Raw genomic sequence first — 23,203 nt, forward strand, 5'->3', positions numbered from 1 at the left:
GACGGCCCAGCCGGGCGCGACGGCCCAGCCGGGACCGACGGCCCAGCCGGGCCCGATGACCCAGGCCGAGACCGGCCAGCACGCGGCAGCACCCCCCGCTGCGGGTCAGCCCACGGGCGAGGCCGTGCACCCCGAGGGCACCCTGCTCAACGCCGACGGCACGCTGACCTACCCCGACGGCAGCCTGCGCAACAGCGACGGCAGCCTGCTGGGCGGGGGAGGCCCCGGCCTGCGCCCCTGACGGTGGCCTGACCCGCGAGCCCGCTGCCTCAGACGGTGGCGGGCTCGTGCACGTCGGCGTCCGCCTCGGCCGCCAGGTCACGAGCCAGGCGCTCCTGCTTGACCGCCCAGACGATGCCGGAGATCCAGGCCGCGGCCAGACCGGCCACGATCGCCCAGACGGTGCCGGCCCCGAGACCGGTCGACTCCAAGATGGTGCGGGCGTTGGTGACCACGATCAGGCCACCGGCCGCGACACCGAGCACGCGTGCGGGCAGGATCCGCACGAGCCAGGCAGCGACCGGCGCGGCGACGACACCACCGGCGAGCAGCGCAGCCGCATAGCCCCACTCGATGCCCGACGAGCCGAGCGCGAGGATGAAGCCGAGCGAGCCACCGACGGCGACGACGAACTCCGAGGTGTCGATGGAGCCGATCACCTTGCGCGGCTCGAGCCGGCCCGACGACAGCAGCGAGGTCGTGCCGACGGGGCCCCAGCCACCACCACCGATCGCGTCGAGCGCACCGCCGAAGAGCCCCATCGGCGCGAGGAACCCGACCGAGGGCCGCTCCTTGAACTGCGGACGACGCCCGCCGAGCGCCAGGAATCGCCAGATCACGTAGGCACCGAGCAGCAGCAGGATCACGCCGACGATCGGCTTGGCCGCGTCGCCGTCGATGCTGACCAGGAAGGTCGCCCCGGCGAAGGCGCCGACGAACCCGGGCACGGCCAGGATGCCGACCGTGCGCCAGTCGACGTTGCCGAACTTGGCGTGCGAGAAGCCGGAGACCAGCGAGGTGCCGATCTCGGAGAAGTGGACCGCGGCAGAAGCTGCGGCCGGCGCGACGCCGGCGGCCAGCAGCAGGGTCGAGGAGGTCACGCCGTAGGCCATGCCGAGCGAGCCGTCGATGAGCTGGGCGAGGAGGCCGACGAAGCCGAGGACGAGGAGTTTCCGCACGGGTCGGGTCCCTTCAGTAGTAGATCAAGGCGATAGGTTTTGTTTATATAGTGAACAAGTAAAGATTATCGCCTTGGTGTACGTCAAGTCGGTGGCTCCGATCACCGTCAGCCGGTTGCCGCCCGGGCCGGCGACGCCTCCTTCAGCACGGCGCGCGCCGGCGCCACGGCCGCAACCATCGGGATCACCAGGCAGGCCACGACAATCGAGGCCAGGCTGAGCCAAGGAATCGTGAGGGGTACGTCGTCCAACCCCTCGGTCATCGGCATCCTCAGCAGCGAGCCGACCATCACCGTCGTGACGGCCCCGAGCACCAACGCGACGGCGGCGACCAGCCCGGCCTCGATGACCACCAGCCGTCGTACCTGGTGCTCGGTGGCACCGACCAGCCGCGTGGCGACGAACTCGTGTCGCCGTTGCATGCTGCCCATCAGGAGGGTGTTGGCAATCGCGATGGCCGCATACAACGAGCTCGGCCCGAGCACCAGAAACAGGCTCAGGGTGTTGTCGTCACGGGTGTCCCGGTCGCGATCGGCCACCCACTGGTCGGCCGGCATCGCCACGCCGTCCGTCAGGTCCTCCGAGAGCTCGTCGACCAACGTCCCGGCCCGGTTGCCGGGCGACGGCACCACGAACCACGTGTCGGACGGCTCGCCGCCGTGGCGCGCGGCCAGCGTGTGCGGGAGCAGGAAGGTGGCCTGCAGGTTGTTGGCGTCCTCGACCTCTGCCACCACCGTCAGCCGCATCCGGGTCCCGTCCTCGAAGCGGACCGGCACCGTGTCCCCGAGCCGGATCCCGTAGTCCCACGCCACTGATCGCGCGATCGCCATGCTCCTGCCCGTCAGCCCGTCGAGCTGACCCTTGCGCGCTCGGGTTCCTCGCGCGTCCGCGGCCAGCGTGGGGTCGACTCCCTCGAAGGTCTCGTCGTCCCACTCGCCGTCCCGACCGATCGCCACCTGCACCAGCAACCCGTTGTCGGCGACGGCGACGTTCCCACGCTGCCGGATCGTGTCGCCGTCGGCCGGTGAGGCGCCGCTGACCACCACCGGCGCCTCGAGCTGCTGCCTGGTCACGCCGTTGTCCCAGTCGGCGGCGAAAGAGAGCGACAGGATGAGGCTGCCCGCGATCGCCGAGATCGCCAGGATCGGCGACGCGAGCGACGTCGTACGCCGCGGCATCGCCACCAGGTTGTCCCGGGCCAGCGCGACCAGCACGTTGCCCCGCAATCCGAGTGTCAGCAGCCGCACGAGCTGCGGGATGAGCAACGGGCCGAGGCAGACCAGTCCGATCACGATCATCTCCGGCACGAAGAGCGCCAGCACCATGGCGAGCTCCGGGTTCCCGGCCCGGACCCCCACCAGCATCGTCACCGCACCGGCGAGACACGCCACGCCGACCAGCGCTCGCCACACCCCGATCCGGCCCCGCTCGGCATCCGCTTCTCGCAGGGCCTGCACCGGCGCGACCTTGGCCGCTCGCCTGGCCGCCACCCGGGCTCCGAGGAACGCGACGGAGATCCCGATGCCCGAGGCGATCACCATCGGCCACCAGGGGGCGGCCAACGGGACCGCGTCCGGCGCCAGGCCGCGACGGTGCAGCCCCCAGAGCACGGCGGGCGAGAGCAGCCAACCCAGAGCACACCCGGCCACGGAGGCGAGGACGCCGACCACGAGGGACTCCCCCAGCACCATGCGCCGGACCTGCTTAGGGGTCGCGCCGACCAGACGCAGCAGCCCGATCTCGCGCTGCCGGGCGTTGACCGCGAAGCTGAACGTGCTGGCCACGATGAATATCGCCATGAACCCGGAGAAGCCCGAGACCACGCCGAGCATCGCCATCAGGTCGTCGAGCGCGAGCAGGAGATCGGTCTCGGAGGGGTCCACCGTGGCGGTGTAGGCCTGGACCGACCAGATCAGGATCACGCTCAACGCCAACAGCGCCACACCCAGTCCCAGCGCCACGAAGGAGCCGGCGAAGAGCGTCCAGTTGCGGCGTACGTTCCGCTGGCTCAGGCGCAGCATCATCGCTCGAGCTCGCTCATGTGGGCCGCGATCTGCGCGCCGTCCGCACCGACCAGGTTGCCGACGACCTGCCCGTCCTCGAGGAACAGGACGGAGTCGGCGTACGACGCGGCCACCGGATCGTGGGTGACCATCACGACCGTGAGTCCTTCGGTGTCGACGGTCGAGCGGAGCAGCTCGAGAACCTGTCGACCGGTGCTCCGGTCGAGGGCGCCGGTGGGCTCGTCGGCGAACACCACATGGGGCCGTGAGACCAGCGCCCGGGCGATCGAGACCCGCTGCTGCTGGCCACCGGAGAGCTCGGAGGGGCGGCGATGGTGGAGCTCGGCCAGGCCGACGCGGGCCAGCACCTGCCGCACCGTCGACCGACCGGGTGCGGCGCCGGCCAGTCGCAGCGGCAGCGCGACGTTGTCGTGGGCGGTCAGGGCGGGCAGCAGGTTGTAGGACTGGAAGACGAAGCCCATCGTGTCCCTGCGGAGCCGGGTGAGACCCACCTCGGACAGCCCGGCCAGGTCCACCCCACCGACCCGGACCCGTCCCGACGTGGGGCGGTCGAGTCCGGCGGCGCACTGCAGCAGCGTCGACTTGCCGGAGCCCGAGGGACCCATCACCGCGGTGAACGAGCTGGGCGCGAACGTGTGCGTCACCCCCCGGAGTGCGTGGACCTTGCCGGCCTTCGACGAGTAGGTGCGGGTGATGCCGTCGAGGATCACGGGGTGGTCGATGGTTCTTGCGCTGATGTCCTGGTCGTCCCGGCTGCGAAGTTTCATGTCTCCAGAGAACCGTCGCTCGTGCCCACGATCGATGGCCTGTGCGCGAGACCCGGGGTAGCGCCAGCGCTACCGACACCGGTGCCCCGGGCACCTAGGCTCGTGTCCATGAGTCGACCAAGGACAGCCGGCGTCGCGCCGACCGCCTGGGCCGCACTCGCCGGGAACCCGGCCAGGTTCCTGCTCTCCTCGTGGCCGTTCCGGGCGTGGGCCTACCTCGCCGGCGCGTCCGTGATCGGGCTCGTGACGTTCGTCGGCTTCTTCACGCTCGTGGTGATCGGCATCGTGACCAGTCTGGTCGTGGTCGGACTGTTCCTGCTCGCCTCGATCCCTGTGCTGTTCGTGGCTCTCGGTGCGCTCGAACGCAGGCGATTGGCCGTCATGACCCCCGGGCAGCCGTCCCTCAGGAGCCCCCACCCGGCGACGACGGAACCGGGATGGCGGTCCTGGTTCCGCCAGCGTCGGGCCGAGCCGCTGCCACGGCGCGAGCTGGGGTACGGCGTACTGCTGGCCACCCTGCTCTGGTGGATCGACCTGGTGGTCGCGTTCAACGCCGTGCTCTTCCTCGCGCTGATGGCGTTGGCCCCCCTGATCGCCCACTACGACGAGTTCGTCGTGCTCGGGTGGGCGGCCGACTCCCCGCTGGAGGCGCTGCCGATCGGCCTGGTCGGGCTGGTCGTCTCCTACGTGTTCTTCGCGTACGTCGCCACGGCGCTCGCCGCCGCACAGGTCGCCCTGGCGCGGATCCTGCTCGGCGCCGACCAGGAGCAGCTGGAGCAACGGATCACCGAGCTGCGCCGCTCCCGGCTGGACCTGGTCGACGCCTTCGAGACCGAACGGAAGCGGATCGAGCGGCACCTGCACGACGGCGTCCAGCAGCGCCTGGTCGCCCTGACCATGACGTTGGGCCGTGCGGAGCTCGACGTGCCCGAGGGAGCCGGCCTGGACCTGGTCCGCCAGGCGCACGGCGAGGCCGAGGCCGCGTTGGCCGACCTGCGCGAGGCGGTCCGCGGCATCCATCCCCGGGTGCTGGTCGACCACGGCATCGAGGCGGCGGTGCGGGAGGTGGCCGACCGGATGCCGATCCCGGTCGCGGTCGACATCACCCTCCCCGAGAGACTGCCGGCGCCGGTCGAGGCGGCGGCCTACTTCGTGGCCAGCGAGACCGTCACCAACGTCGCCCGGCATGCCGGGGCCACCACCTGTCGGATCACCGGATGGGTCGAGGAGGACGACCTGGTCCTGACCGTGATCGACAACGGAATCGGTGGCGCCCGGGTCGGCGCCGGCACCGGGCTGGCCGGGCTGGTCACGCGCCTGGATGCGCTGGGTGGAAGGCTGCAGGTCGACAGCCCCGCCGGGGGACCCACCCGGATCAGGATGGAGTGTCCGTGCCGGATCGATCCTTGAAGGTCGTGATCGCCGAGGATCTCGCCCTGCTGCGTGAGGGCCTGGTCGGCATCGTCGAGCGCGGCGGCCACGAGGTGGTGGCGGCCGTCGACAACGCGGACGCGCTGGTCACCTGGGTGCACAACGACCCGCCGGACGTCGTCATCACCGACGTCAGGATGCCGCCCGGGCTCTCGGACGAGGGGTTGCGCGCGGCCGCACGCATCCGCGAGGAGCACCCCCAGGTCGGCATTCTGGTGCTCTCGCAGTACGTCGCCGACGCCTATCTCACCTCGCTCCTCGAGGCTCCGGGCCCCGGCGGCACCGGCTACCTCCTCAAGGACCGGGTCGGCCACGTGCGCGAGTTCCTCGACAGCATCGACCGGGTGGCGGACGGCGGGATGGCCGTGGACCCGGAGGTGGTCCGGCAGCTTCTCGGCCGGCGACGCGACGACGGCCCGCTGGCCGGCCTCACGGCGCGCGAACGCGAGGTGCTGGCGCTGATGGCCGAGGGGCTCACCAACGGCACCATCGCGGCTCGCCTGGTGGTGAGCGAGGCCGCGATCCGCAAGCACGTCGGCAACATCTTCGCCAAGCTCGACCTGGAGCAGGGCACCGATCGACGCGTCTCCGCGGTGCTGACCTACCTACGGGGCTGAGCGCCCTCAGAGCGCGACGGTGCCCCGGACCACGGTGGTCGAGGCGCCGCCGACCCACTGGTCCCCGGCGGCGTCGGTGGTGATGCGTACGTCGCCCGCACGGCCCAACGCCGTGCCCTGCCTGACCGTGTACGACGACCGCGCCACCCCGGCACCGATCAACCAGACCGCGAAGCCGGCGTTCAACGAGCCGGTGACCGGGTCCTCGGGCACAGCCAGCTCGGGACAGAACGCGCGCACCTCGAAGTCGGCCGGCCCGCCGGGGGCATGCGGTCCGATGACGCCGAGGTCGAGGTCGCCGATCGCCGCGTGGTCGGGAGCCAACGCGAGCACGTCCTCGGCACTGTCGAGCAGCAATCCCAACCAGCCGGGACCGTTGTCGATCCAGTTGGCGGCACGCACCTTCTCCGGTGGCACCCCGAGCGCGGCGACCGCCCTGGCCAGGGTCGCGTCGTCGACCGTGCCCGAACGCAGGAACCCCGGTGCCCGGAACGCCAGCGCGGAACCGTCGCGACGCAGCTCGACCAGACCGATGCCGCACTCCTGCACGACTCCGTCGCGCGAGGCCGGCGTACCGCCGTTCTCCAACCAGGCATGGGCGGAGCCCAACGTGGGATGCCCGGCGAAGGGCAGCTCGGCGGACGGCGTGAAGATGCGCAGCCGGTAGTCGGCGCGCGGGTCCGTCGGCGGCAGCAGGAACGTGGTCTCCGACAGGTTCGTCCACCGCGCGAACGCCGCCATCTGCTCGTCGGTCAGTCCGATCGCGTCGTGCACCACGGCCACCGGGTTGCCGGTCAGCGGAGCCGTTGCGAACACGTCCACCTGGGAGAAGTCGTAGCTCGTCATGCCTCCAACCTAGGGCGACGCATCTCACGGGTCACCTGACGAGACCGGGCAGCGTCCACGCGGCGCAGGGCGTTGACTCGGGCCGTGACCTCCACACCCCAGCGAACCGCCGAGATCTCGGACCTGCGCCGCTGGGCGATGCTCGCGGCCAGCACCGTCGCCCAGGCGGCCGGTGCGGTGATGATCCACGGGCCCGCGTTCCTGATCCCGGTGCTGCACGACCAGCGCGACCTGAGCCTGGCCACCGCGGGACTCGTCGCCGCGGCGCCGACCGTCGGCGTGATGCTGACCCTGGTGCTGTGGGGGCTGGTCGTGGACCGGTCGGGGGAACGCTTCGTGCTGCTCGCCGGTCTGGCCGGGACCACCGTCGCCGGCGTCGGCGCCGTCCTGGTCGACAGCACCGCACTGCTCGCGCTCACCCTGCTGCTCGCCGGAGCGGCCGCCGCCTCGACCAGCTCGGCCAGTGGCCGGGTCGTGGTCGGCTGGTTCCCGGCCGAACGCCGCGGGCTGGCGATGGGCATCCGGCAGATGGCCCAGCCCGTCGGGGTCGGCATCGCGGCGATCAGCATCGCCGTCATCGCCGACCGGCACGGGGTCGCCACGGCACTCCTCGTGCCCACGGTCGCGTGTGGCCTCGCCCTGCTCGTGGTCGCGGCCGTCGTCATCGACCCACCCCGACCGGAGCGCAGGGCGGGCGACGCCCCCAACCCCTATGCGACCGACGGCTACCTCTCGCGCATCCACGGAGTCTCGGTGCTGCTCGTGGTGCCGCAGTTCCTGGTCTGGACCTTCGCCCTGGTCTGGCTGGTCAAGGACCGCGACTGGTCACCGGCGGCAGCGGGCACCCTCGTCGCCACCGCCCAGATCGCCGGAGCCTTCGGGCGGATCGCCGTGGGTCATCTCTCGGACGTGGTGGGCAGCCGGATGCGCCCGCTGCAGTGGGTCGCGATCGGCGCCGCGGTGAGCATGCTGCTGCTCGGCATGACCTCCGGCGCGGACTGGCCGGTGGCGGTCGGCCTGATGGTGGTGGCCACCGCGATCACCGTCGCCGACAACGGCCTCGCGTTCACCGCGGTCGCCGAGCGGGCCGGCCCGTTCTGGTCGGGCCGGGCCCTCGGCATCCAGAACACCGCACAGTTCCTGGCCGCGTCCGCCGTACCCCCGATCGCGGGTCTCGCGATCACCGAGTGGGGCTACTCCGCCGCCTTCGCCGCGGCCGCACTGTTCCCACTGCTGGCCATCGGCCTGGTCCCGGTGCGCGACGAGGCCGCCCTCACTTGAGTCGGTAGGCACGCACCAGGGTCTGGTCGAAGGTGGTGCCGTGCACGTCGCTCGCGGCCACCCGCAAGGACACGAACTCCCCCTTGCGTGGGTGCCGATAGCTCGCCACGAACTGACCCCCGCCGCGTTCGACCACGCGGGTCGTCGCCCAGGACTCGCCGTCGTCGTAGGACACCCACACCCGCATGCTGTCGACGGCGCCGGCGCTCGATCCCAGCTGGTGCGTGGCATTGAGGCGCAACGAGACATCGTCGCCGTGACGAGCCGTGTTGGCCAGGTCGAGCGCGGGAGTCGACCCACCACGGGTCAGCCCCGAGTAGTCGACGTCGATCAGCGGCAGCGTCTGCTGGGCACCGGTGCCCGTCGAGGCGAAGGTCCAGACGGTGTGGGTGCGCGTGGAGAGTCCGAGCACCGAGCCGTCGTGCTCGGTGTCCGCCTCGAGCCGGTAGCCGGCCCGCGCGTCCGGGACCGCCACTCCCCCGGCCAGCGTGCCCGAACGATCGAGGAGCAGCTCGTCACCACGATAGAGGCGCAACGTCTCCCGGCTGCCGGCCAGCCCTTTCATCCAGTGGCCGTCGGAGTCGGTCAGTCCGGCGAGGTCGAAGCGCAGCTGCCCGCCGGCGGTGCGCTCGTTGAGCATCCTCCAGTTGTACGGCGTGGCCGTGTTGTTGGCGACCCCCGGCGAGAGGGGGGCACCCAGCCAGTTCTCGGTGACCTCCTGCCCCGGCCGCAGCACCCGCCGGTGCCGGGCGAAGAGCAGGTCACCGGGCATGTTGTAGAGGAACTGCCAGGCACCGTACGTCGTCATGTCCGGGTCGGCGGTGAGGTACTCGGTGCGGGTGTAGCCCAGCTCGGGCACGTAGTCGGCGGCCGTCGGCGTGCTGCACGCACACGGGGTCCAGGACCCGTAGCGCAGGCGCCACCCGTGCTCGCCGGTTCCGGTCGTGTGGAACCGCGACGAGACCGTGGCCAGGTCTCGCTCGCGCACCCGGTAGTCGATGACGCGTGGAATCTGCTGCTGCTCGACGAACGTCAGACCGTAGGCGTACGGCGTCCGCGGCGTACCGGTCAGCCTCAGCTTCGTCGGAGCGTTCCCCGTCGCCAGCCCGCGCAGGCGCAGGCCCTCGGCGCGGTCGACGGCGAGCACCGGCACCGGTCCCCCGACCCACGGATAGAACACCCCCTCCTCCGCCGAGTAGAGCATCACCATCGGTGCGCCGGCGTCCGCGGCGGCCTTCACCTGCTCGGCCCAGGTCATGGTCGAGGACTCCTGCACCAGGGCCACGGATCCCTGCAGCCGGAGGCCGCTCAGGTCGGCGGCGGTGGCGTGCCCGGCGTCGATGACGGGCAGGGTCTGCCTTCCCTCGATCGCGGGACCGCCCTCCTGGACCGCGCCCACCTCGTGGTGACCGCGGCCGACCACCTCCGAGGTCAACAGCGGGACGCCGCTCTCCCACTGCGAGAGCAGCTCGAAGGGGGCGTCGTCGACGCGTTCGGTCGGGGCGACGGAGACCTGCGAGGGCTCGCCGTCGGTGTAGTCCCAGTACCACTCGTCGGAGGTCGACAGATTGGTTCCGGGCTCGCCGCGGTGGAGCTTCATGGTGAGCTCGCGCGGTGTCGAGGTGCGCGGCGTGTGCAGCTGGACGGGTCGCGCGTTGCGGGCATCGAGCGTGACCGTGGAGTTGGGCGCCGTCACCGACACCTGGGGGTCCTGGACGATGCTCTGCTCCTCGACGAAGCGGCCACTGGGGTCCATCGTGGTGACCAGTCCGAAGAGGTTGTAGTCACCCTCCGGGAGCCGCAGCGTCCACTCGGTCTGCTCGCCGGTGAGGTAGATGTTCTCCGGGTAGTAGCGGCCGTCGTGGTCCAGGTACGGCGTGGCGCGCAGCCGTGCGATCGCTGGCTCACCGCGGGTGTTGAGCGCCCGGAACGTCACGTCGACGGTGTCGTCCTGCTTGAGGAAGCCGACCGTGGTCCGCAGCTCGAGCCCGGATCCGTCGGAGGCGGAGACGAGCCCGGAGAACTCCGCGGCCTCGACCTCGGAGACGTCCACGTGCACGGTGGCGTGTGCCTGCCCACCGGCCGGCACCGTCACGGACGACGGCGAGACGGAGAGGACGTCGCCGGAGACCGGATCGCCGTGGTCCTCGACCAGCGTGGTGGTGAGGTCGAGGGTGACCGGCTGGTCGGTGGTGTTGGTGTAGGTGAGCTGCTTGTCGGAGGTCAGCTCGCCGTCGACGAAGGGCCGGGCGAAGTAGCCCATGAACTGCACCCCGGTGTCGACGTACACACCCTGCCGGGTCGCCCGGCCGACGTCGACGACCCCGGCGCCCCGGTCGAATGCATCGCCCGAGGTGGTCGGCCGCGCAGTCGAGGCGAGCGCCGCCTTCACCTGCACGGGCGTCCAGTCGGGGTGCTGTTGCAGCAGCAGGGCGACGGAGCCGGCGACGTGCGGCGAGGCCATGGAGCTGCCGGTCATCGAGGTGTACGCCGAGTCGCCCGACCCGGTGCCGGCGGCGCGGGCGGCGACGATGCCCATCCCCGGTGCCATCACGTCGGGTTTGAGCCCGCCGTCACCGATCAGCCCGTTGCGCGAGCCCGACCACTTCGCGTCGGTCCGCGACACCGCGCCGACGGTCAGGGCACTGGCCGCCGAACCAGGGGTGGTCACGTCCATCGTGCCGGGCTGGCCGATGCTGCCGTTGCCGGCGGCGACCACGAACACCGTGCCGTTCTGCCGGCTGAGCTGGTCGAGGGCCTGGCTCATGGGGTCGTCACCCTTGGTGACCGGGCCGCCCAGGCTCAGGTTCACCACGTCGGCGTCGTTGGCCGAGGCCCACTCCATGCCGTCGATGACCCACGACGCGGCGCCGGCTCCCGAGTCGTTGAGCACCTTGCCGATCATCAGGTCGGCGGCCGGCGCGACGCCGCGGTAGGCACCGTCCGATGCGGCGCCCGATCCGCCGACGATGGAGGCGACATGGGTGCCGTGGCCCGCGTGGTCGACCACCGAGCCGCTGTCGGAGAAGTCGCGGGTCGCGCCGATGCGTCCGGCGAAGTCTGGGTGCGTCGCGTCGATGCCGGAGTCGAGCACGGCGACGGTGACGCCGTCTCCATCGAGCCCGGCCTCCCAGGCCTCCGGCGCCCCGATCTGCTTCGTGCTGCGGTCGAGTGTGGCCGCCACCCGGAAGTCGAGGGACACCTTGGCCAGGCCGGTGCTCAACCGTGCTGGGGCACGTCCGGTGCCGGCCACGTCGGCCCAGAACCTCTCGGCATCGGCCTTGGCGGTCGAGACGGCCAGCGCGTCGATACTCTCGAGCACCCGGTCCCTGGTGGCGCCCCGCGGTGCGGGCTCGTGACGCAGTGGCGTTCGGCGCGCCGCGGCCGCCGTGTACTCGACGATGACCGGCAGCGTGGCCCGGTGCGCGTCGTCGTACTGCTGGCGCACGAGCGAGCTGACGTTGAACAGCTCGGGATCCAGGCGGCCCGCCGCGAGCAGTGCCGAGGCCGACCCGGGCTCGACGTGGACGTCACCCTCCGAGGTGAACGTGTGATAGCCGGCGCGCGGGTCGACCCGGCGTACGACGGTCCCGCGCTGGGTGCCGTCCCCTGCGGTGTCGAGGCGTACGACGTCCCCGGTGACCAGGGTGACCGTCGCCGAGGAGGGGGTGCGGTTGGCCTTGTTGTCCGGGGACGGAGGCGGCGCGCCCACGGCCTGGGAGCCGCCCGGGGCCAGGCCCAGGACGGCGACCGGACCGACGACCAGGGCCAGGATGGTGCTGCGCCAGAACTGCGGTCCCCGCATGAATGAGCTCCTCGGATCGTGACGTGCGATGTCGAGGACCCTAGGGGCCGGGGCACCTCTGTGGGGGCCGGCGCGGTGGCCAGAACGGACATCGCCCCAATCGGCCAGCCGCGGCCGCCGGACCAGAGGTCAGATCAGTCCGCGAGCCCGCGCCTGGACCCCGGCCTGGAAGCGGGAGCGTGCGTCGAGCAGGTCCATCAGGGCGGCCACCCGCCGACGCACGGTGCGCGCGCTGACCTGCAGCTGTCGCGCGATCGCGTCGTCGCCCAACCCGGCGGTCAGCAGGGTGAGCAGCTGCACGTCGACGTCGGCCACCTCGGTGGGGCGGGCGTCGTCGCGGGCGTCCTCGAGCATCGACTCGAGTGGCACGGCACGCTCCCAGAGCGCCTCGAACAGCATCACCAGGGCGTCCAGCAGCGCGGAAGGACCGATCAGCAACCCGGTCGACCCGACCGACTCGGCGTCCATGGTCAGGGGGATCAGCGCCACCCGGCGGTCCGCGATCGACATCTTCAGGGGCAGCCCGCCCAACACCCGGGCCTCCTCGCCCGCGTCGGCTGCGGCGGCCAGCCAGTCGAGCTGGCCGGGCACGTCGAAGGCAGCGGTGTCGTAGATGCCGCGGCTGCGGGCACCGCGGGTGAGGTGCTCGATCTCGTCCTCGTTGACCCCGAGCGTCGACACGTAGGGCGGGCGGTCGAAGGTCAGCACCTCCTCGCGTGCGCCCAGCTGCAGCTGGCGATAGCGCGCCTGCAGGGCGGAGCGGCCGCGCACGATGTCGGCCACTCCGTAGCTGGGCTCCTCCCGTTGCTCGGCGCGGAACTCCTCGGCGATCGCCCGCGCGGCGGCCACGGCGCGCTGCAGCTCGCTCTCACGCTCGGCCACCAGTGCGTCGATGGCGAGGTCGGGTCGCACCGCGACCACCACGTCGTCCGGGTTGCGACTGACCAGACCGAGGGCCTCGAGCCGCCCGATGGCGGCGCCGACGTCGTTGGCGTCGTTGCCGACGGTGGAGCTGACGTCGATCAGCCGGGCCTCGCCGAGCCGCACGACCGCACGATAGACGGCGGTCTCGTCCGGGCTGATCCCGAGAGCTTCGAGCATGCTTCCTGCCTCGCACGTGGCCGGGTGGGCGGCTGGATGCTCCACACTAGTGCCGGGGCCCACCCGGGAGTCGAGGGAATTTCCGCCGGCAGGGCCGCGTCCGTCGCCGAGGAAGGAGCCGCCATGAGCCAGGTGCCCGCCGCCACCCGCACCTTGCGGGTGCTGCGCTTTCTCGCCGACCAACCCGGCCCCGTGCCGCTCGACCGGATCATGACCGAGGTCGACCTCCCCCGCAGCACGGCGTACCACCTGATCAACGCGATGGTCGACGAAGGCTTCGTCACCCACCTCGCCGACGAGCGGCGGTACGGACTGGGCGTCGCGGCGTTCGAGGTCGGCAGCGGCTACACGCGGCAGGCGCCCTTGCAGAGGCTGGCCCGCCGCCCGTTGGCCCAGCTCGTCGACCGCACCGGCCACAGCGCCCACCTGGCGGTGCTGCACGGACGCGACGTGCTCTACGTCGTCGAGGAGCGTGCCCCGGGACGGCCGCCGCTGGTCTCCGACGTCGGCGTGCGCCTGCCCGCGCACCTGACCGCCAGCGGCCGAGCCATCCTGGCCGCACTTCCTGCCCAGCAGGTGCGGGCCGCCTATCCCGATCGCGCCGCGTTCGTCGACCGGCACGGCAAGGGTCCGGCGGGGCCGCGCCAGCTCAAGGCCGTGCTCCAGGAGACTCGCCAGCGCGGGTTCGCCACCGAGGACGGCGAGGTCACGCCGGGCTTCGCCAGCGTCGCCGCTGCGGTGCTCGACCACAACGGCTACCCCGTCGCCGGCGTCGCGATCACCCACGAGTCCGACGAGGCGGTGGCCAACCTCGAGGCTGAAATACGACGTACGGCGGCCGAGCTCTCCCAACGTGTCTCGGGCCGACGGCAATAGAACCCGTTCTCGTTCAGGAGTGACCTGGGGCACACAGCTTCGTTGTGCACTGCATGAAGCTGACGGTCGACCGCTCGCAGTTGCGCCTCCTGATCGCCTCGGCGCTGGCCACCGGCCTCGTCGCCGCCGTGGTCACCGTGCCGTCGTACGAGCTCAGCAACACCGTGAGCGTGACCGACGCCTATGACGCAGCGCGGCCGGTGCGGGCCGCCGACGGTCACTGGCACACGCACGATCCCGCCCGCAAGAACGACCTCAGCCAGGCCGACGAGCTTTCCAACGGCACCGCAGCCTCTGTCCGTGCCGGAACGTCGGATCCGACCACCGCCGACCAGGCACGCAGGAACGCGGCGTACGTCGCGCGGAGCCGCACCAGCGTCGACCCGACGCTGACCAGGGCCACCCTGCGCAGCCCGCGCCTGACCGTGCCCGAGAACCGGTACGCCGTCGCGGGCGGCTGCTATGCGCTGGCGGGTGCACCGATCCGGTTCCAGGCCACCGACCTGGGCGCGAACCTGCTCTACACGAAGACCCGGGCGTTCCTCACCGCGTCGGGCAACGGCGCGGTGACCGCGGCGCCCAAACCGTCGGTCGACGCGGAGTGGGTCACCCGCAAGACCTCGGCCGGGTTCACCTTCCAGCTCGCCGACGGCCGCTACCTGGCCGGCAACGGAACCACCACGTCGGCGACTCCGCAGGCCTTCGGGCTGCGCACCACGACCGGCTGCCCGGCGTACCCGGAGGTCGAGGTGAACGTCACGGGCGCCCCGCACGCCGGGGTCACCTCGTTCCAGGAGGTGCGCGGCTACATCGACGCGCACGTGCACGGCATGGCCTTCGAGTTCCTCGGCGGCAAGATCCACTGCGGCAAGCCGTGGGACAAGTACGGCGCTCCCTCCGCCCTGGTCGACTGCCCGGACCACACGCTGACCAACGGCAAGGGCGCCCTGCTCGAGGCGGTCCTGTCCGGCAAGACCTCCCACGACCCGATCGGTTGGCCGACGTTCAAGGACTGGCCGGCACCGAAGTCGCTGACCCACGAGGGCACCTACTACAAGTGGATGGAGCGGGCCTGGCGCGGCGGCCAGCGCATCTTCGTCAACCTGCTGGTCGAGAACGGCAAGCTCTGCCAGATCTATCCGATGAAGAAGAACTCCTGCAACGACATGGAGTCGGCCAAGCTCCAGGCCCGGGACATGCGCGCGATGGAGCGCTACATCGACGCGCAGTACGGCGGACCCGGCAAGGGCTGGTACCGCATCGTCACCAGCCCGCAGCAGGCCCGCACGGTGATCAACCAGGGCAAGCTGGCCGTGGTGATGGGCATCGAGGTGAGCATCCCGTTCGGCTGCACGATGAAGCTTGACATCCCGCAGTGCGACAAGGGATCCATCAAGAGACAGCTCGACGACCTCTACGACATCGGCGTGCGCCAGATGGAGCTGGTCAACAAGTTCGACAACGCCCTCTCCGGGGTGGCCGGCGACGAGGGCGCGGTCGGCGCCGTGGTCAACCTGGCCAACTTCCTCGAGACCGGTTCGTTCTGGAACATGAAGCACTGCGAGCCGGCCGACGGCGAGTCGGCCGACAAGACCCAGTTCGCGCTGCCCGACATCAGCGGCGGCCAACAGGACGCCCTCTTCGGCGCCGTGGCCCAGATCGCCGGGATCGGCCTGCCGGCACTGCCGCTCTATGGCACCCCTCTGCACTGCAACCAGCGCGGGCTCACCGACCTCGGCAGCTATGCCGTGCAGCAGCTGATGGCCAAGAAGATGCTGGTCGACCCCGACCACATGAGCGTCAAGGGTCGCCAGGCCACCCTGACCCAGCTGGAGAAGGCGCACTACTCCGGTGTGGTCTCGAGCCACTCGTGGTCGACGCCCGACGCCTACCCGCGCATCTACAGGTTGGGCGGGTTCGTGGCCCCGATGGCTGGCGACTCCACCGGCTTCCTGAAGAAGTGGCAGCGACACCTGGGCTGGGCCGACAAGCGGTTCTACTTCGGGTTCGGCTACGGCGCCGACATCAACGGGCTCGCCGAGCAGGGCGAGCCCCGCGGCGCCGACGCACCCACCAAGGTCACCTACCCCTTCACCGGGCTGGGCGGTGTCCAGGTCGGGCAACAGCACAGCGGCCAGCGGGTCTATGACATCAACGTCGACGGGGTCGCACACTACGGCCTCTATCCCGACTGGATCGAAGACCTCCGCCACCTTGGCGGCGCCTCGCAGGGAAAGGCGATCGTCGAGGATCTCACCCGCGGCCCGGAGGCCTACCTGCAGACGTGGGAGCGCGCGCAGGGGATCAGGCCGGACTCGTGCCGCAACCCTGCCCTGCGTCGTACGCCGGCCGCAGTGAAGCGGCTGGTGCGCCCGGGCATGACCACGACCGCGGTGCTGCGGGCGGTGGGCCAGCCGTTCACCCGGCTGGGCACGACCTACGGCATCTGCGCAAGGACCAGCACCCGGGCGAAGGTGCGCATGACGATCACCTTCACCCGGGCCGGGCGAGTCAGCTCGGTCCGCTGATCAGCGGCCTTCGAGCTTCTTCTCGAGGGCACTGATCATCGAGCCGACCGCCAATGACAAACCAGGCTTGACGATCACGGCGCTCGGGCCGGCCAGTTTGGCCACCTCGACGGCGACGGTCCACGTCAGCCGCGACCCGGTGGGCGTGGCCTCGACGACGTAGTCCTCGGCGAAGCGACGGATCCCGGGCTTGGTGGACTCGGCGACCGCGAACGTCATCCGCTGGTTCTCGTCCCAGCGGTAGAACTTCTCGCGCACGGTGACGGCACCGCCGACGGTGACCTCGCGGATCGTGCCGACCCCGAAGGGCCGGCCACCCAGCCACTGCACCTTGGTGACACCGGGTCCCCAGGAGACGACCGCGTCGTCGGCGGCCAGCGCCTCCCACAGCGTCTCGACGGGTACGCCGACCTCGATCACCTTGGTGGTGACCGCCGGAGCGGTGCGGAGGAAGTCGTCGTCGGCCGGCTCGAGTGGGTACCAGTGGGTCATGTGGCGATCCTTTGGGAGCTGGAGGACGAGAAAGGGACTTCTTCATCGATGCACGAGCGGAGGGGTGGCCGCCCTGCGCAGGGCCCGCCGAGCCTCCGGCACGAGGCGATACATCGTCACATAGGAGTGCACCTGCCCACGCGAGATGATCAGCTTGTCGGCCACGCCGGCCCGCGTCACCGCTGGCGCCGCATGGGTGCTGGCGAGCGCCGCGAGGAGATCTTCGCCTGCGCCCGGCGCCTGTCCACCCAGGGCCTGCTGAGCATCGTCACGAGGTCCTGCCCACCGCCGTCCCGGGTCGCGACAAGGTGGTGCGGGCCAAGGGCCACCAAGCACCGGGCAGCGGAGGGTCGGACCCGGTGGTTACCAACAAGTAGGATCACTCTCACACCGCGGGACCCCTGACGTGGCGGCAGCTGCGGGAATAGGGTGCCCGAGAGCAGGTGCAGAGCGATCCGCCTGGGCCACCAGGGGTTTGACGACGAGGAGCAGTTCTTTCATGCAGATCTTCGCCATTGTGGTGTCGTTGGCGGTCACGGTTGTCGCCGTGGTGCTGACCACCCGAGCAGTCCGGGCCATGCTCGGCACGATCCGGATCGGCCAGCCGGCTCTCGGACGTACCGACCGCCCGGCGGCGCGCACCGTGACCATGCTGAAGGAGACCTTCCTCCACACGCGCATGCTGCAGTGGACCTGGGTCGGCATCCTCCACTGGTTCGCCTACGCGGCCTTCCTCGTGCTCTCGACCGCCGTACTCCAGGCGTTCTTCCAGCTGTTCAAGGCTGACTTCGCCTGGCCGATCATCGGCCACTGGGTGCTCTACGAATGGGTCTGCGAGATCCTCGGTCTGCTGGGCGCCATCGCGATCATCCCGCTCTCGATCTACCGCCAGATCAAGCACCCCAAGCGTCTGGGCCGCGAGAGCCGGTTCTTCGGCTCCACCATGTGGCAGGCCTACTTCGTCGAGGCGATGGTGTTCCTCGAGAGCATCGCGATCCTTTTCATCCGCGGCGCGGAATACAAGTTCGTCGATCACGCCGAGGCCTCGCACTTCCCGATCAGCCAGCTGTTCAGCCACCTCTACCCGGACTCGAAGTCCTCGCTCGAGAACATCATCTTCTTCATCGCGATGGTCAAGATCGTCTCCGCGATGGCCTGGCTGATCGTGATCTCCTCGAACCTGACGATGGGGGTCGCCTGGCACCGGTTCACCGCCTGGTTCAACATCTGGTTCAAGCGCGAGTCCTCCGGCGGCACGGCGCTGGGCGCCCTCAAGCCGCTGACCTCCGACGGCAAGGCGATCACCCTCGACGACATCGACGACCTCGACGAGGACTCCACGTTGGGCGTCGGCAGCATCACCGACTTCTCATGGAAGGGCATCCTCGACTTCACCACCTGCACCGAGTGCGGCCGTTGCCAGTCGCAGTGCCCCGCGTGGAACACCGAGAAGCCGCTCTCCCCGAAGCTCCTGATGATGGGTCTGCGCGAGCACGCCTACGCGACCGCCGGCACGATCGGTGAGCACGACGCCGAAGGCGCCGAGGCGGCCGAGCAGAAGTCCCTGATCGGCAAGGCCGAGCCCGGCGAGGGCGGCGACGTCACCGACTGGTTCTACAACCCCGAGGGTGCCGACTTCGTCATCGACGAGGACGTGCTCTGGTCGTGCACGTCGTGTGGCGCCTGCGTGCAGCAGTGCCCGGTCGACATCGAGCACGTCGACCACATCATCGACATGCGCCGCTACCAGGTGCTGGTCGAGTCGAACTTCCCGGCCGAGCTCAACGGCCTGTTCAAGGGCCTGGAGAACAAGGGCAACCCCTGGAACATGTCCGCCACGGCGCGCATGGACTGGGCCAAGGACCTGCCGTTCGAGGTCAAGGAGGTCGGCAAGGATCTTGACGACCTCGAGTCCGTCGACTGGTTGTTCTGGGTCGGCTGCGCCGGTGCCTACGAGGACCGCGCGAAGAAGACCACCCGAGCCGTGGCCGAGCTGCTCGACATGGCCGGCGTGACCTTCGGCGTGCTCGGCAACGGCGAGACCTGCACCGGCGACCCGGCCCGTCGCGCCGGCAACGAGTTCGTCTTCCAGGGCCTGGCCCAGCAGAACGTCGAGACGTTCAAGGAGTTCAAGGTCAAGAAGGTCGTCTCGACCTGTGCCCACTGCTTCAACACGCTCAAGAACGAGTACAAGGACTTCGGCATCGAGCTCGAGGTCGTGCACCACACCCAGCTGCTCAACCGCCTGGTGCGCGAGGGCAAGCTGACCCCGGTCACCGAAGGTGCCGGCGCCGCGAAGCGCTCGATCACCTACCACGACCCGTGCTACATCGGCCGCCACAACGGCGTCTACGAGCCGCCGCGCGAGCTGCTGCAGGTGCTGCCCGGCGCCGAGGTCAAGGAGATGCCGCGCAACTCCGAGAAGTCCTTCTGCTGTGGCGCCGGTGGTGCCCGCATGTGGATGGAGGAGACCATCGGCGAGCGGATCAACGTCAACCGCACCAAGGAGGCCGTCGCCACCGGCGCCGACCAGATCGCCGTCGGCTGCCCGTTCTGTCGTGTGATGCTCTCCGACGGCCTCACCGCCGAGCAGGCCAACGGCGGTGCCCGCGAAGAGGTCGAGGTGCTGGACGTCGCGCAGATGCTGCTCGCCTCGGTCAAGGGCGAGGTCGCCACCCGTGTCCGCAAGCCCGAGGCCAAGAAGGCCGCGGCGACCAAGGCCGAACCGCAGGCCGGCGACGTCACGCAGACCGAGTCCACGGTGTCCAGGACCGAGGACGTCGGCCCCGCCGCCAAGGCCTCCGGTGGCTCGTCACTGTTCGACACCCCGGCCGACTCCGCGCCTGCCGAGAAGCCCGCAGCTTCGGGCGGGTCGCTGTTCGACACCCCGGCCGACTCCGCACCTGCCGAGAAGCCCGCGGCCGAAGCGAAGTCGGACGACCTGGGTTCGGGCGGCTCACTCTTCGACGTCGCGCCCGAAGCCCCGGCCGAGAAGCCCGCGGCTGCGCCGGCGGCCACGGCGGAGCCCGAGGCCGGCACCACCGACCTGGGCTCCAGTGGGTCCCTCTTCGACGTCGCGCCCGACGCGCCCGCCGACAAGCCCGCAACCGCACCCGCGCCCAAGGCGGAAACGGCAAAGGAGGCCGAGGCCGCTCCGGCAGCCCCGCCGGAGACTCCCGACCTGGGATCTGGCGGATCGCTCTTCGACATCCCGGCCACGGAGCCGGCTGCCCCGGCAGCCAGGACCGAGGCGCCGGAGACGACCGGGGCCACCTCGGAGCCGACCACCACGGAGTCCGCCGCTCCCGCGTCCCCGAGCACCGCGCCGACGCCGAACACGGACGTCGACCTCTCCAGCGGATCGCTCTTCGACATCCCGGCACCCGAGGCGGCACCGGTTGCGAAGGCCGCTGCCCCCGCCGACTCCGACGAGGCCGACTCCGACGAGGCAGCAGGCGTCACCGCACCAACCCCGGAGTCCGACCCGGAGACGATCCTCGACGCCGACGACGCTCCGGCCGAGGAGCCGAAGGCCCAGCCCGCCGTTGCTGAGACGCCGGCTGCAGCGGCCGGCGCGGCGTCGGCCCCGGCCACGGACGTCGACATCTCCAGCGTCGGGTCGCTGTTCGACATCGCCGCCCCTGAGGCGACGACGGTCGAGAAGTCGGCAGCAGCACCGGCCGCATCGACAGCCGACGCTCCTGCTCCCGAGGCACCGGTTTCCAACGAGGCGCCGGTTTCCGACGAGGCGCCGACGACGGAGGCCGTGGCTGAGGAGTCAGCGAGCGAGCCGGCAGCCGAATCGGCCCCGGCAGAGGCTGAGGCACCGCTCTCGGGCGCCGAGCTCTCCCAGGCAGCGACGGAGGCCTCCCCGGAATCCGACCCGGAGACGATCCCCGACGCCGAGGACGCCGAGGTCCCCGCACCCGTGGTGGAGTCAGAGAACGAGCCGGTCGAGGAAGTCGCTGGCGAGGAGGAGGCCGACCAGGTGCCGACCCAGGCACCCGCGAAGCCCCAGGCCGAGGCTCACACCCCGAAGCAGGCCGACATCAACGAGGCGGGCTCACTCTTCGACCTCTGAGCCCGGTCTCGACAACTGCTGCACCGGATCCCAGTCACCTGTGGCTGGGATCCGGTGCAGCAGTTCATTTCAGGCGCTGTGACCTTTCCACACCCGGCTCGTTGGGCGAATCAGGTGCAACCCGGGAGGGGTTGTCACGCCCGAGAGGTGCTCCATGCGAATCCGTCGAACCGCCACGTCCGTTCTCGCCGGCCTGGCCGGCCTCGCGCTGGTCGCCGCCACGGGGCTGGCCCCCGCCCAGGCGACCGGCGCCTCCGCGGCCCCGTCACCGACGGCAGTCGGCGTCGACCTGGTCCGGGCAACGGCAGCCGGCGACACCTGGACCCCGCGCGCTGAGGACTACTCCGACACCGTCACGATCACGGATCTCGCCATCCCGATGTCGGACGGCGTCACGCTGCGCGGCGACCTCACGGTCCCCGCCGGGCCCGACGGCACGGCGATCGAGACCAAGCTGCCCGTGGTGGTCACCATCACGGCGTACAACAAGTCGCTGCAGGCGTACGCCGGCGGGTTGGCCGGTGGCGATCAGTCGTACCTGGTCAAGCGTGGCTACGCCCAGCTGACCGTCGACGCGCGGGGCACCGGCAGCTCCGAGGGCACCTGGCAGGCGTTCGCCGCCCGGGAGAACAAGGACGCCGGCGAGATCATGACCTGGGCCCACGAGCAGGAATGGTCCAACGGGAACACCGCGATGACCGGGCCGTCGTACATGGGGATCAGCCAGATCTGGGCCGGCTCCGCTCAGCCGCCCGGGCTCAAGGCACTGTTCCCACAGGTCCCGGGCGCCGACGTCTACCGCGACGTCGTGGCCTCCGGCGGACAGATCGACGTCGGCTTCATCCCGCTGTGGATCGGCATCGTCACCGGGCTCGGTGTGCTGCCGCCGGCGGTCACCGCCGACGACCCGGCCTCGGGAATCGGGGCGCAGCTCTCGCACCTCTCCGGCGCACTCACGTTCACCACTCCCCTCCTGCTCAACGCGGTGCTCGGCAACGAGCCGTCGTACGACGGGCAGTTCTACAAGGAGCGCAGCGCGATCAACGTGGTCGACAAGGTCAACGTGCCGACGTTCTTCGTCTCCGGTGAGTACGACCTGTTCCAGCGCGGCACCCCGCTGCTCTTCGAGAACCTGCAGTCCCGGGGCGTGCCGACCAAGATGATCATCGGCCCGTGGGACCACCTGCAGGGCAGCTCGGGTGAGGACATCGACCAGGCCGGCCACGGCGAGCTCGGCGAGCTGCAGCTGCGCTGGTTCGACCACTACGTGAAGGGCCTGCCCGACCCGACGCTCGACTCCGACATCGCCCCGCTGACCTACTACGAGCAGGGCACCGGCGACTGGCGCACCAGTCAGAAGTGGATCGGACCGCAGCTTCGGGCCACCTCCTACCGCCTGTCCGGGTCGGCCACGACCGGGGTGAAGAACGGTGGCCTGACCACGGGTACGCCGACCGCCGGCACCGCCGACGTACTCCCGATCCCGGTGGCCGGACTGTGCACCCGCTCGATGAACCAGTGGACCGCGGGCCTGCCGAACATGACCGGCCTGGCCAACCCGTGTCTGACGAACAACGCGCTCAACGACAAGGCGGGCGTGGTCTTCGAGACCGAGCCGGTGACGACACCGGTCTCGATCCAGGGACCGATCAATGCGCGGCTCTACGTCTCGAGCCTGAGCGGCGACGGCATGCTGTCGGTCGCGGTCGAGGACGTCGCCCCCGACGGCACCGTCTCGCGTCTGACCGGGGGCTGGCAGGTGATCTCGTTCCGCGAGCTCGACACGGCGAAGTCGCGCCATCTCGACGGCAAGCTGATCCAGCCCTTCCACCCGTTCACCAAGGCGTCGAAGAAGAAGTTGCTCGGCGGTGCGGTCGAGCCGGTCGACGTCGAGGTCTTCCCGACCGCTGCGCAGATCCAGAAGGGCCACCGTTTGCGTCTCGCCGTCCAGGCCTTCGACATCCCGCACTTGCTGCCGACCCTGCCCGACCTGCTCGGCCACCTGACGATGATCAAGGTCCACTCCTCAGCGACCTACCCCTCCGAGCTCACCCTGCCCACGATCAAGCCGGCGACCCCGCGATGACCGAGCACGTCCACTGAGCGCACGATCCGTGTCGACTTCGTCGCGAATCTCGACCGATTTCGTGCGCTCAACGCGTCGTTGGGAACCGAT

At 70.7% G+C, this 23,203-nt stretch carries 14 protein-coding genes and 1 pseudogene; 8 read left to right on the plus strand and 7 right to left on the minus strand.

The window, feature by feature from the left end; translation table 11 throughout:
- Window positions 1-241, plus strand: a pseudogene (locus NJ4_RS07115) (hypothetical protein); the annotation flags it as partial.
- Between the two features lie 28 nt (window positions 242-269).
- On the opposite strand, the gene NJ4_RS07120 reads toward NJ4_RS07115, so the two are convergent.
- The 3 genes from NJ4_RS07120 to NJ4_RS07130 all read right to left on the minus strand — a co-directional run bounded on the left by NJ4_RS07120 (window position 270) and on the right by NJ4_RS07130 (window position 3,969).
- Window positions 270-1,178 (minus strand): sulfite exporter TauE/SafE family protein, encoded by a 909-nt coding sequence (locus tag NJ4_RS07120; RefSeq protein ID WP_067432274.1) that lies wholly within the window; start codon window positions 1,176-1,178, stop codon window positions 270-272.
- 107 nt (window positions 1,179-1,285) lie between these two features.
- Window positions 1,286-3,202, minus strand: a complete 1,917-nt coding sequence (locus NJ4_RS07125; RefSeq protein WP_067432276.1) for an FtsX-like permease family protein — start codon at window positions 3,200-3,202, stop codon at window positions 1,286-1,288.
- Window positions 3,199-3,969 carry an ABC transporter ATP-binding protein gene (locus NJ4_RS07130; RefSeq protein ID WP_067432277.1) on the minus strand — a complete coding sequence of 257 codons (771 nt, stop codon included), beginning with the start codon at window positions 3,967-3,969 and terminating at the stop codon, window positions 3,199-3,201. The genes NJ4_RS07125 and NJ4_RS07130 overlap by 4 nt, the downstream gene beginning before the upstream one ends.
- Window positions 3,970-4,077: 108 nt before the next feature.
- Here NJ4_RS07130 and NJ4_RS07135 point away from each other — a divergent pair, with 108 nt between their 5' ends.
- Window positions 4,078-5,379, plus strand: coding sequence for a sensor histidine kinase (locus NJ4_RS07135; protein WP_067432279.1), 1,302 nt, complete (start codon window positions 4,078-4,080; stop codon window positions 5,377-5,379).
- Window positions 5,361-6,017: a response regulator transcription factor gene (locus NJ4_RS07140; protein ID WP_169799227.1), complete on the plus strand. Its 657-nt coding sequence runs from the start codon at window positions 5,361-5,363 to the stop codon at window positions 6,015-6,017. The genes NJ4_RS07135 and NJ4_RS07140 overlap by 19 nt, the downstream gene beginning before the upstream one ends.
- Window positions 6,018-6,023: 6 nt before the next feature.
- On the opposite strand, the gene NJ4_RS07145 is transcribed toward NJ4_RS07140, so the two are convergent.
- A complete protein-coding gene (locus tag NJ4_RS07145; RefSeq protein WP_067432282.1) occupies window positions 6,024-6,863 on the minus strand; it encodes a PhzF family phenazine biosynthesis protein in 840 nt (279 codons plus the stop codon).
- Window positions 6,864-6,947: 84 nt separating this feature from the next.
- Here NJ4_RS07145 and NJ4_RS07150 point away from each other — a divergent pair, with 84 nt between their 5' ends.
- A complete protein-coding gene (locus tag NJ4_RS07150) occupies window positions 6,948-8,144 on the plus strand; it encodes an MFS transporter (protein WP_245644494.1) in 1,197 nt (398 codons plus the stop codon).
- Here the strand turns inward: NJ4_RS07150 and NJ4_RS07155 are convergent.
- Entirely contained in the window at window positions 8,137-11,949 is a 3,813-nt protein-coding gene (locus NJ4_RS07155; RefSeq protein ID WP_067432285.1) for a S8 family serine peptidase, read from the minus strand. The two genes, NJ4_RS07150 and NJ4_RS07155, sit on opposite strands and share 8 nt — an antisense overlap.
- 129 nt (window positions 11,950-12,078) lie before the next feature.
- On the minus strand, window positions 12,079-13,050 hold the full coding sequence (locus tag NJ4_RS07160) for a helix-turn-helix domain-containing protein (protein ID WP_067432289.1): 972 nt from the start codon (window positions 13,048-13,050) through the stop codon (window positions 12,079-12,081).
- A 123-nt stretch (window positions 13,051-13,173) separates the two neighbouring features.
- Between NJ4_RS07160 and NJ4_RS07165 the strand changes: the two genes are divergently transcribed.
- Together NJ4_RS07165 and NJ4_RS07170 are read left to right on the plus strand one after the other, a co-directional pair.
- Window positions 13,174-13,926 carry an IclR family transcriptional regulator gene (locus tag NJ4_RS07165; RefSeq protein ID WP_067432292.1) on the plus strand — a complete coding sequence of 251 codons (753 nt, stop codon included), beginning with the start codon at window positions 13,174-13,176 and terminating at the stop codon, window positions 13,924-13,926.
- A gap of 53 nt (window positions 13,927-13,979) precedes the next feature.
- Window positions 13,980-16,454: an amidohydrolase family protein gene (locus tag NJ4_RS07170; protein WP_067432295.1), complete on the plus strand. Its 2,475-nt coding sequence runs from the start codon at window positions 13,980-13,982 to the stop codon at window positions 16,452-16,454.
- Here the strand turns inward: NJ4_RS07170 and NJ4_RS07175 are convergent, their stop codons facing one another.
- Entirely contained in the window at window positions 16,455-16,946 is a 492-nt protein-coding gene (locus NJ4_RS07175) for an SRPBCC family protein (protein ID WP_067432298.1), read from the minus strand.
- A 499-nt stretch (window positions 16,947-17,445) separates the two neighbouring features.
- On the opposite strand from NJ4_RS07175, the gene NJ4_RS07180 reads away from it, so the two are divergent.
- Both NJ4_RS07180 and NJ4_RS07185 read left to right on the plus strand, forming a co-directional pair.
- Window positions 17,446-21,027 carry a (Fe-S)-binding protein gene (locus NJ4_RS07180; RefSeq protein WP_067432301.1) on the plus strand — a complete coding sequence of 1,194 codons (3,582 nt, stop codon included), beginning with the start codon at window positions 17,446-17,448 and terminating at the stop codon, window positions 21,025-21,027.
- 154 nt (window positions 21,028-21,181) lie between these two features.
- Window positions 21,182-23,113 carry a CocE/NonD family hydrolase gene (locus NJ4_RS07185; RefSeq protein ID WP_067432304.1) on the plus strand — a complete coding sequence of 644 codons (1,932 nt, stop codon included), beginning with the start codon at window positions 21,182-21,184 and terminating at the stop codon, window positions 23,111-23,113.
- Window positions 23,114-23,203 lie beyond the last annotated feature (90 nt).

The organism is Nocardioides jensenii JCM 1364 = NBRC 14755, from assembly GCF_001552535.1.
Taxonomy (GTDB): Bacteria; Actinomycetota; Actinomycetes; order Propionibacteriales; family Nocardioidaceae; genus Nocardioides; species Nocardioides jensenii.

Excerpts from the sequence above, each read along its gene's own strand:
- NJ4_RS07125 (WP_067432276.1), bottom strand. The coding sequence starts at position 3,202 with ATGATGCTGCGCCTGAGCCAGCGGAACGTACGCCGCAACTGGACGCTC.
- NJ4_RS07130 (WP_067432277.1), bottom strand. The coding sequence starts at position 3,969 with ATGAAACTTCGCAGCCGGGACGACCAGGACATCAGCGCAAGAACCATC.
- NJ4_RS07135 (WP_067432279.1), top strand. The coding sequence starts at position 4,078 with ATGAGTCGACCAAGGACAGCCGGCGTCGCGCCGACCGCCTGGGCCGCA.
- NJ4_RS07145 (WP_067432282.1), bottom strand. The coding sequence starts at position 6,863 with ATGACGAGCTACGACTTCTCCCAGGTGGACGTGTTCGCAACGGCTCCG.
- NJ4_RS07155 (WP_067432285.1), bottom strand. The coding sequence starts at position 11,949 with ATGCGGGGACCGCAGTTCTGGCGCAGCACCATCCTGGCCCTGGTCGTC.
- NJ4_RS07160 (WP_067432289.1), bottom strand. The coding sequence starts at position 13,050 with ATGCTCGAAGCTCTCGGGATCAGCCCGGACGAGACCGCCGTCTATCGT.
- NJ4_RS07165 (WP_067432292.1), top strand. The coding sequence starts at position 13,174 with ATGAGCCAGGTGCCCGCCGCCACCCGCACCTTGCGGGTGCTGCGCTTT.
- NJ4_RS07170 (WP_067432295.1), top strand. The coding sequence starts at position 13,980 with ATGAAGCTGACGGTCGACCGCTCGCAGTTGCGCCTCCTGATCGCCTCG.
- NJ4_RS07175 (WP_067432298.1), bottom strand. The coding sequence starts at position 16,946 with ATGACCCACTGGTACCCACTCGAGCCGGCCGACGACGACTTCCTCCGC.
- NJ4_RS07180 (WP_067432301.1), top strand. The coding sequence starts at position 17,446 with ATGCAGATCTTCGCCATTGTGGTGTCGTTGGCGGTCACGGTTGTCGCC.
- NJ4_RS07185 (WP_067432304.1), top strand. The coding sequence starts at position 21,182 with ATGCGAATCCGTCGAACCGCCACGTCCGTTCTCGCCGGCCTGGCCGGC.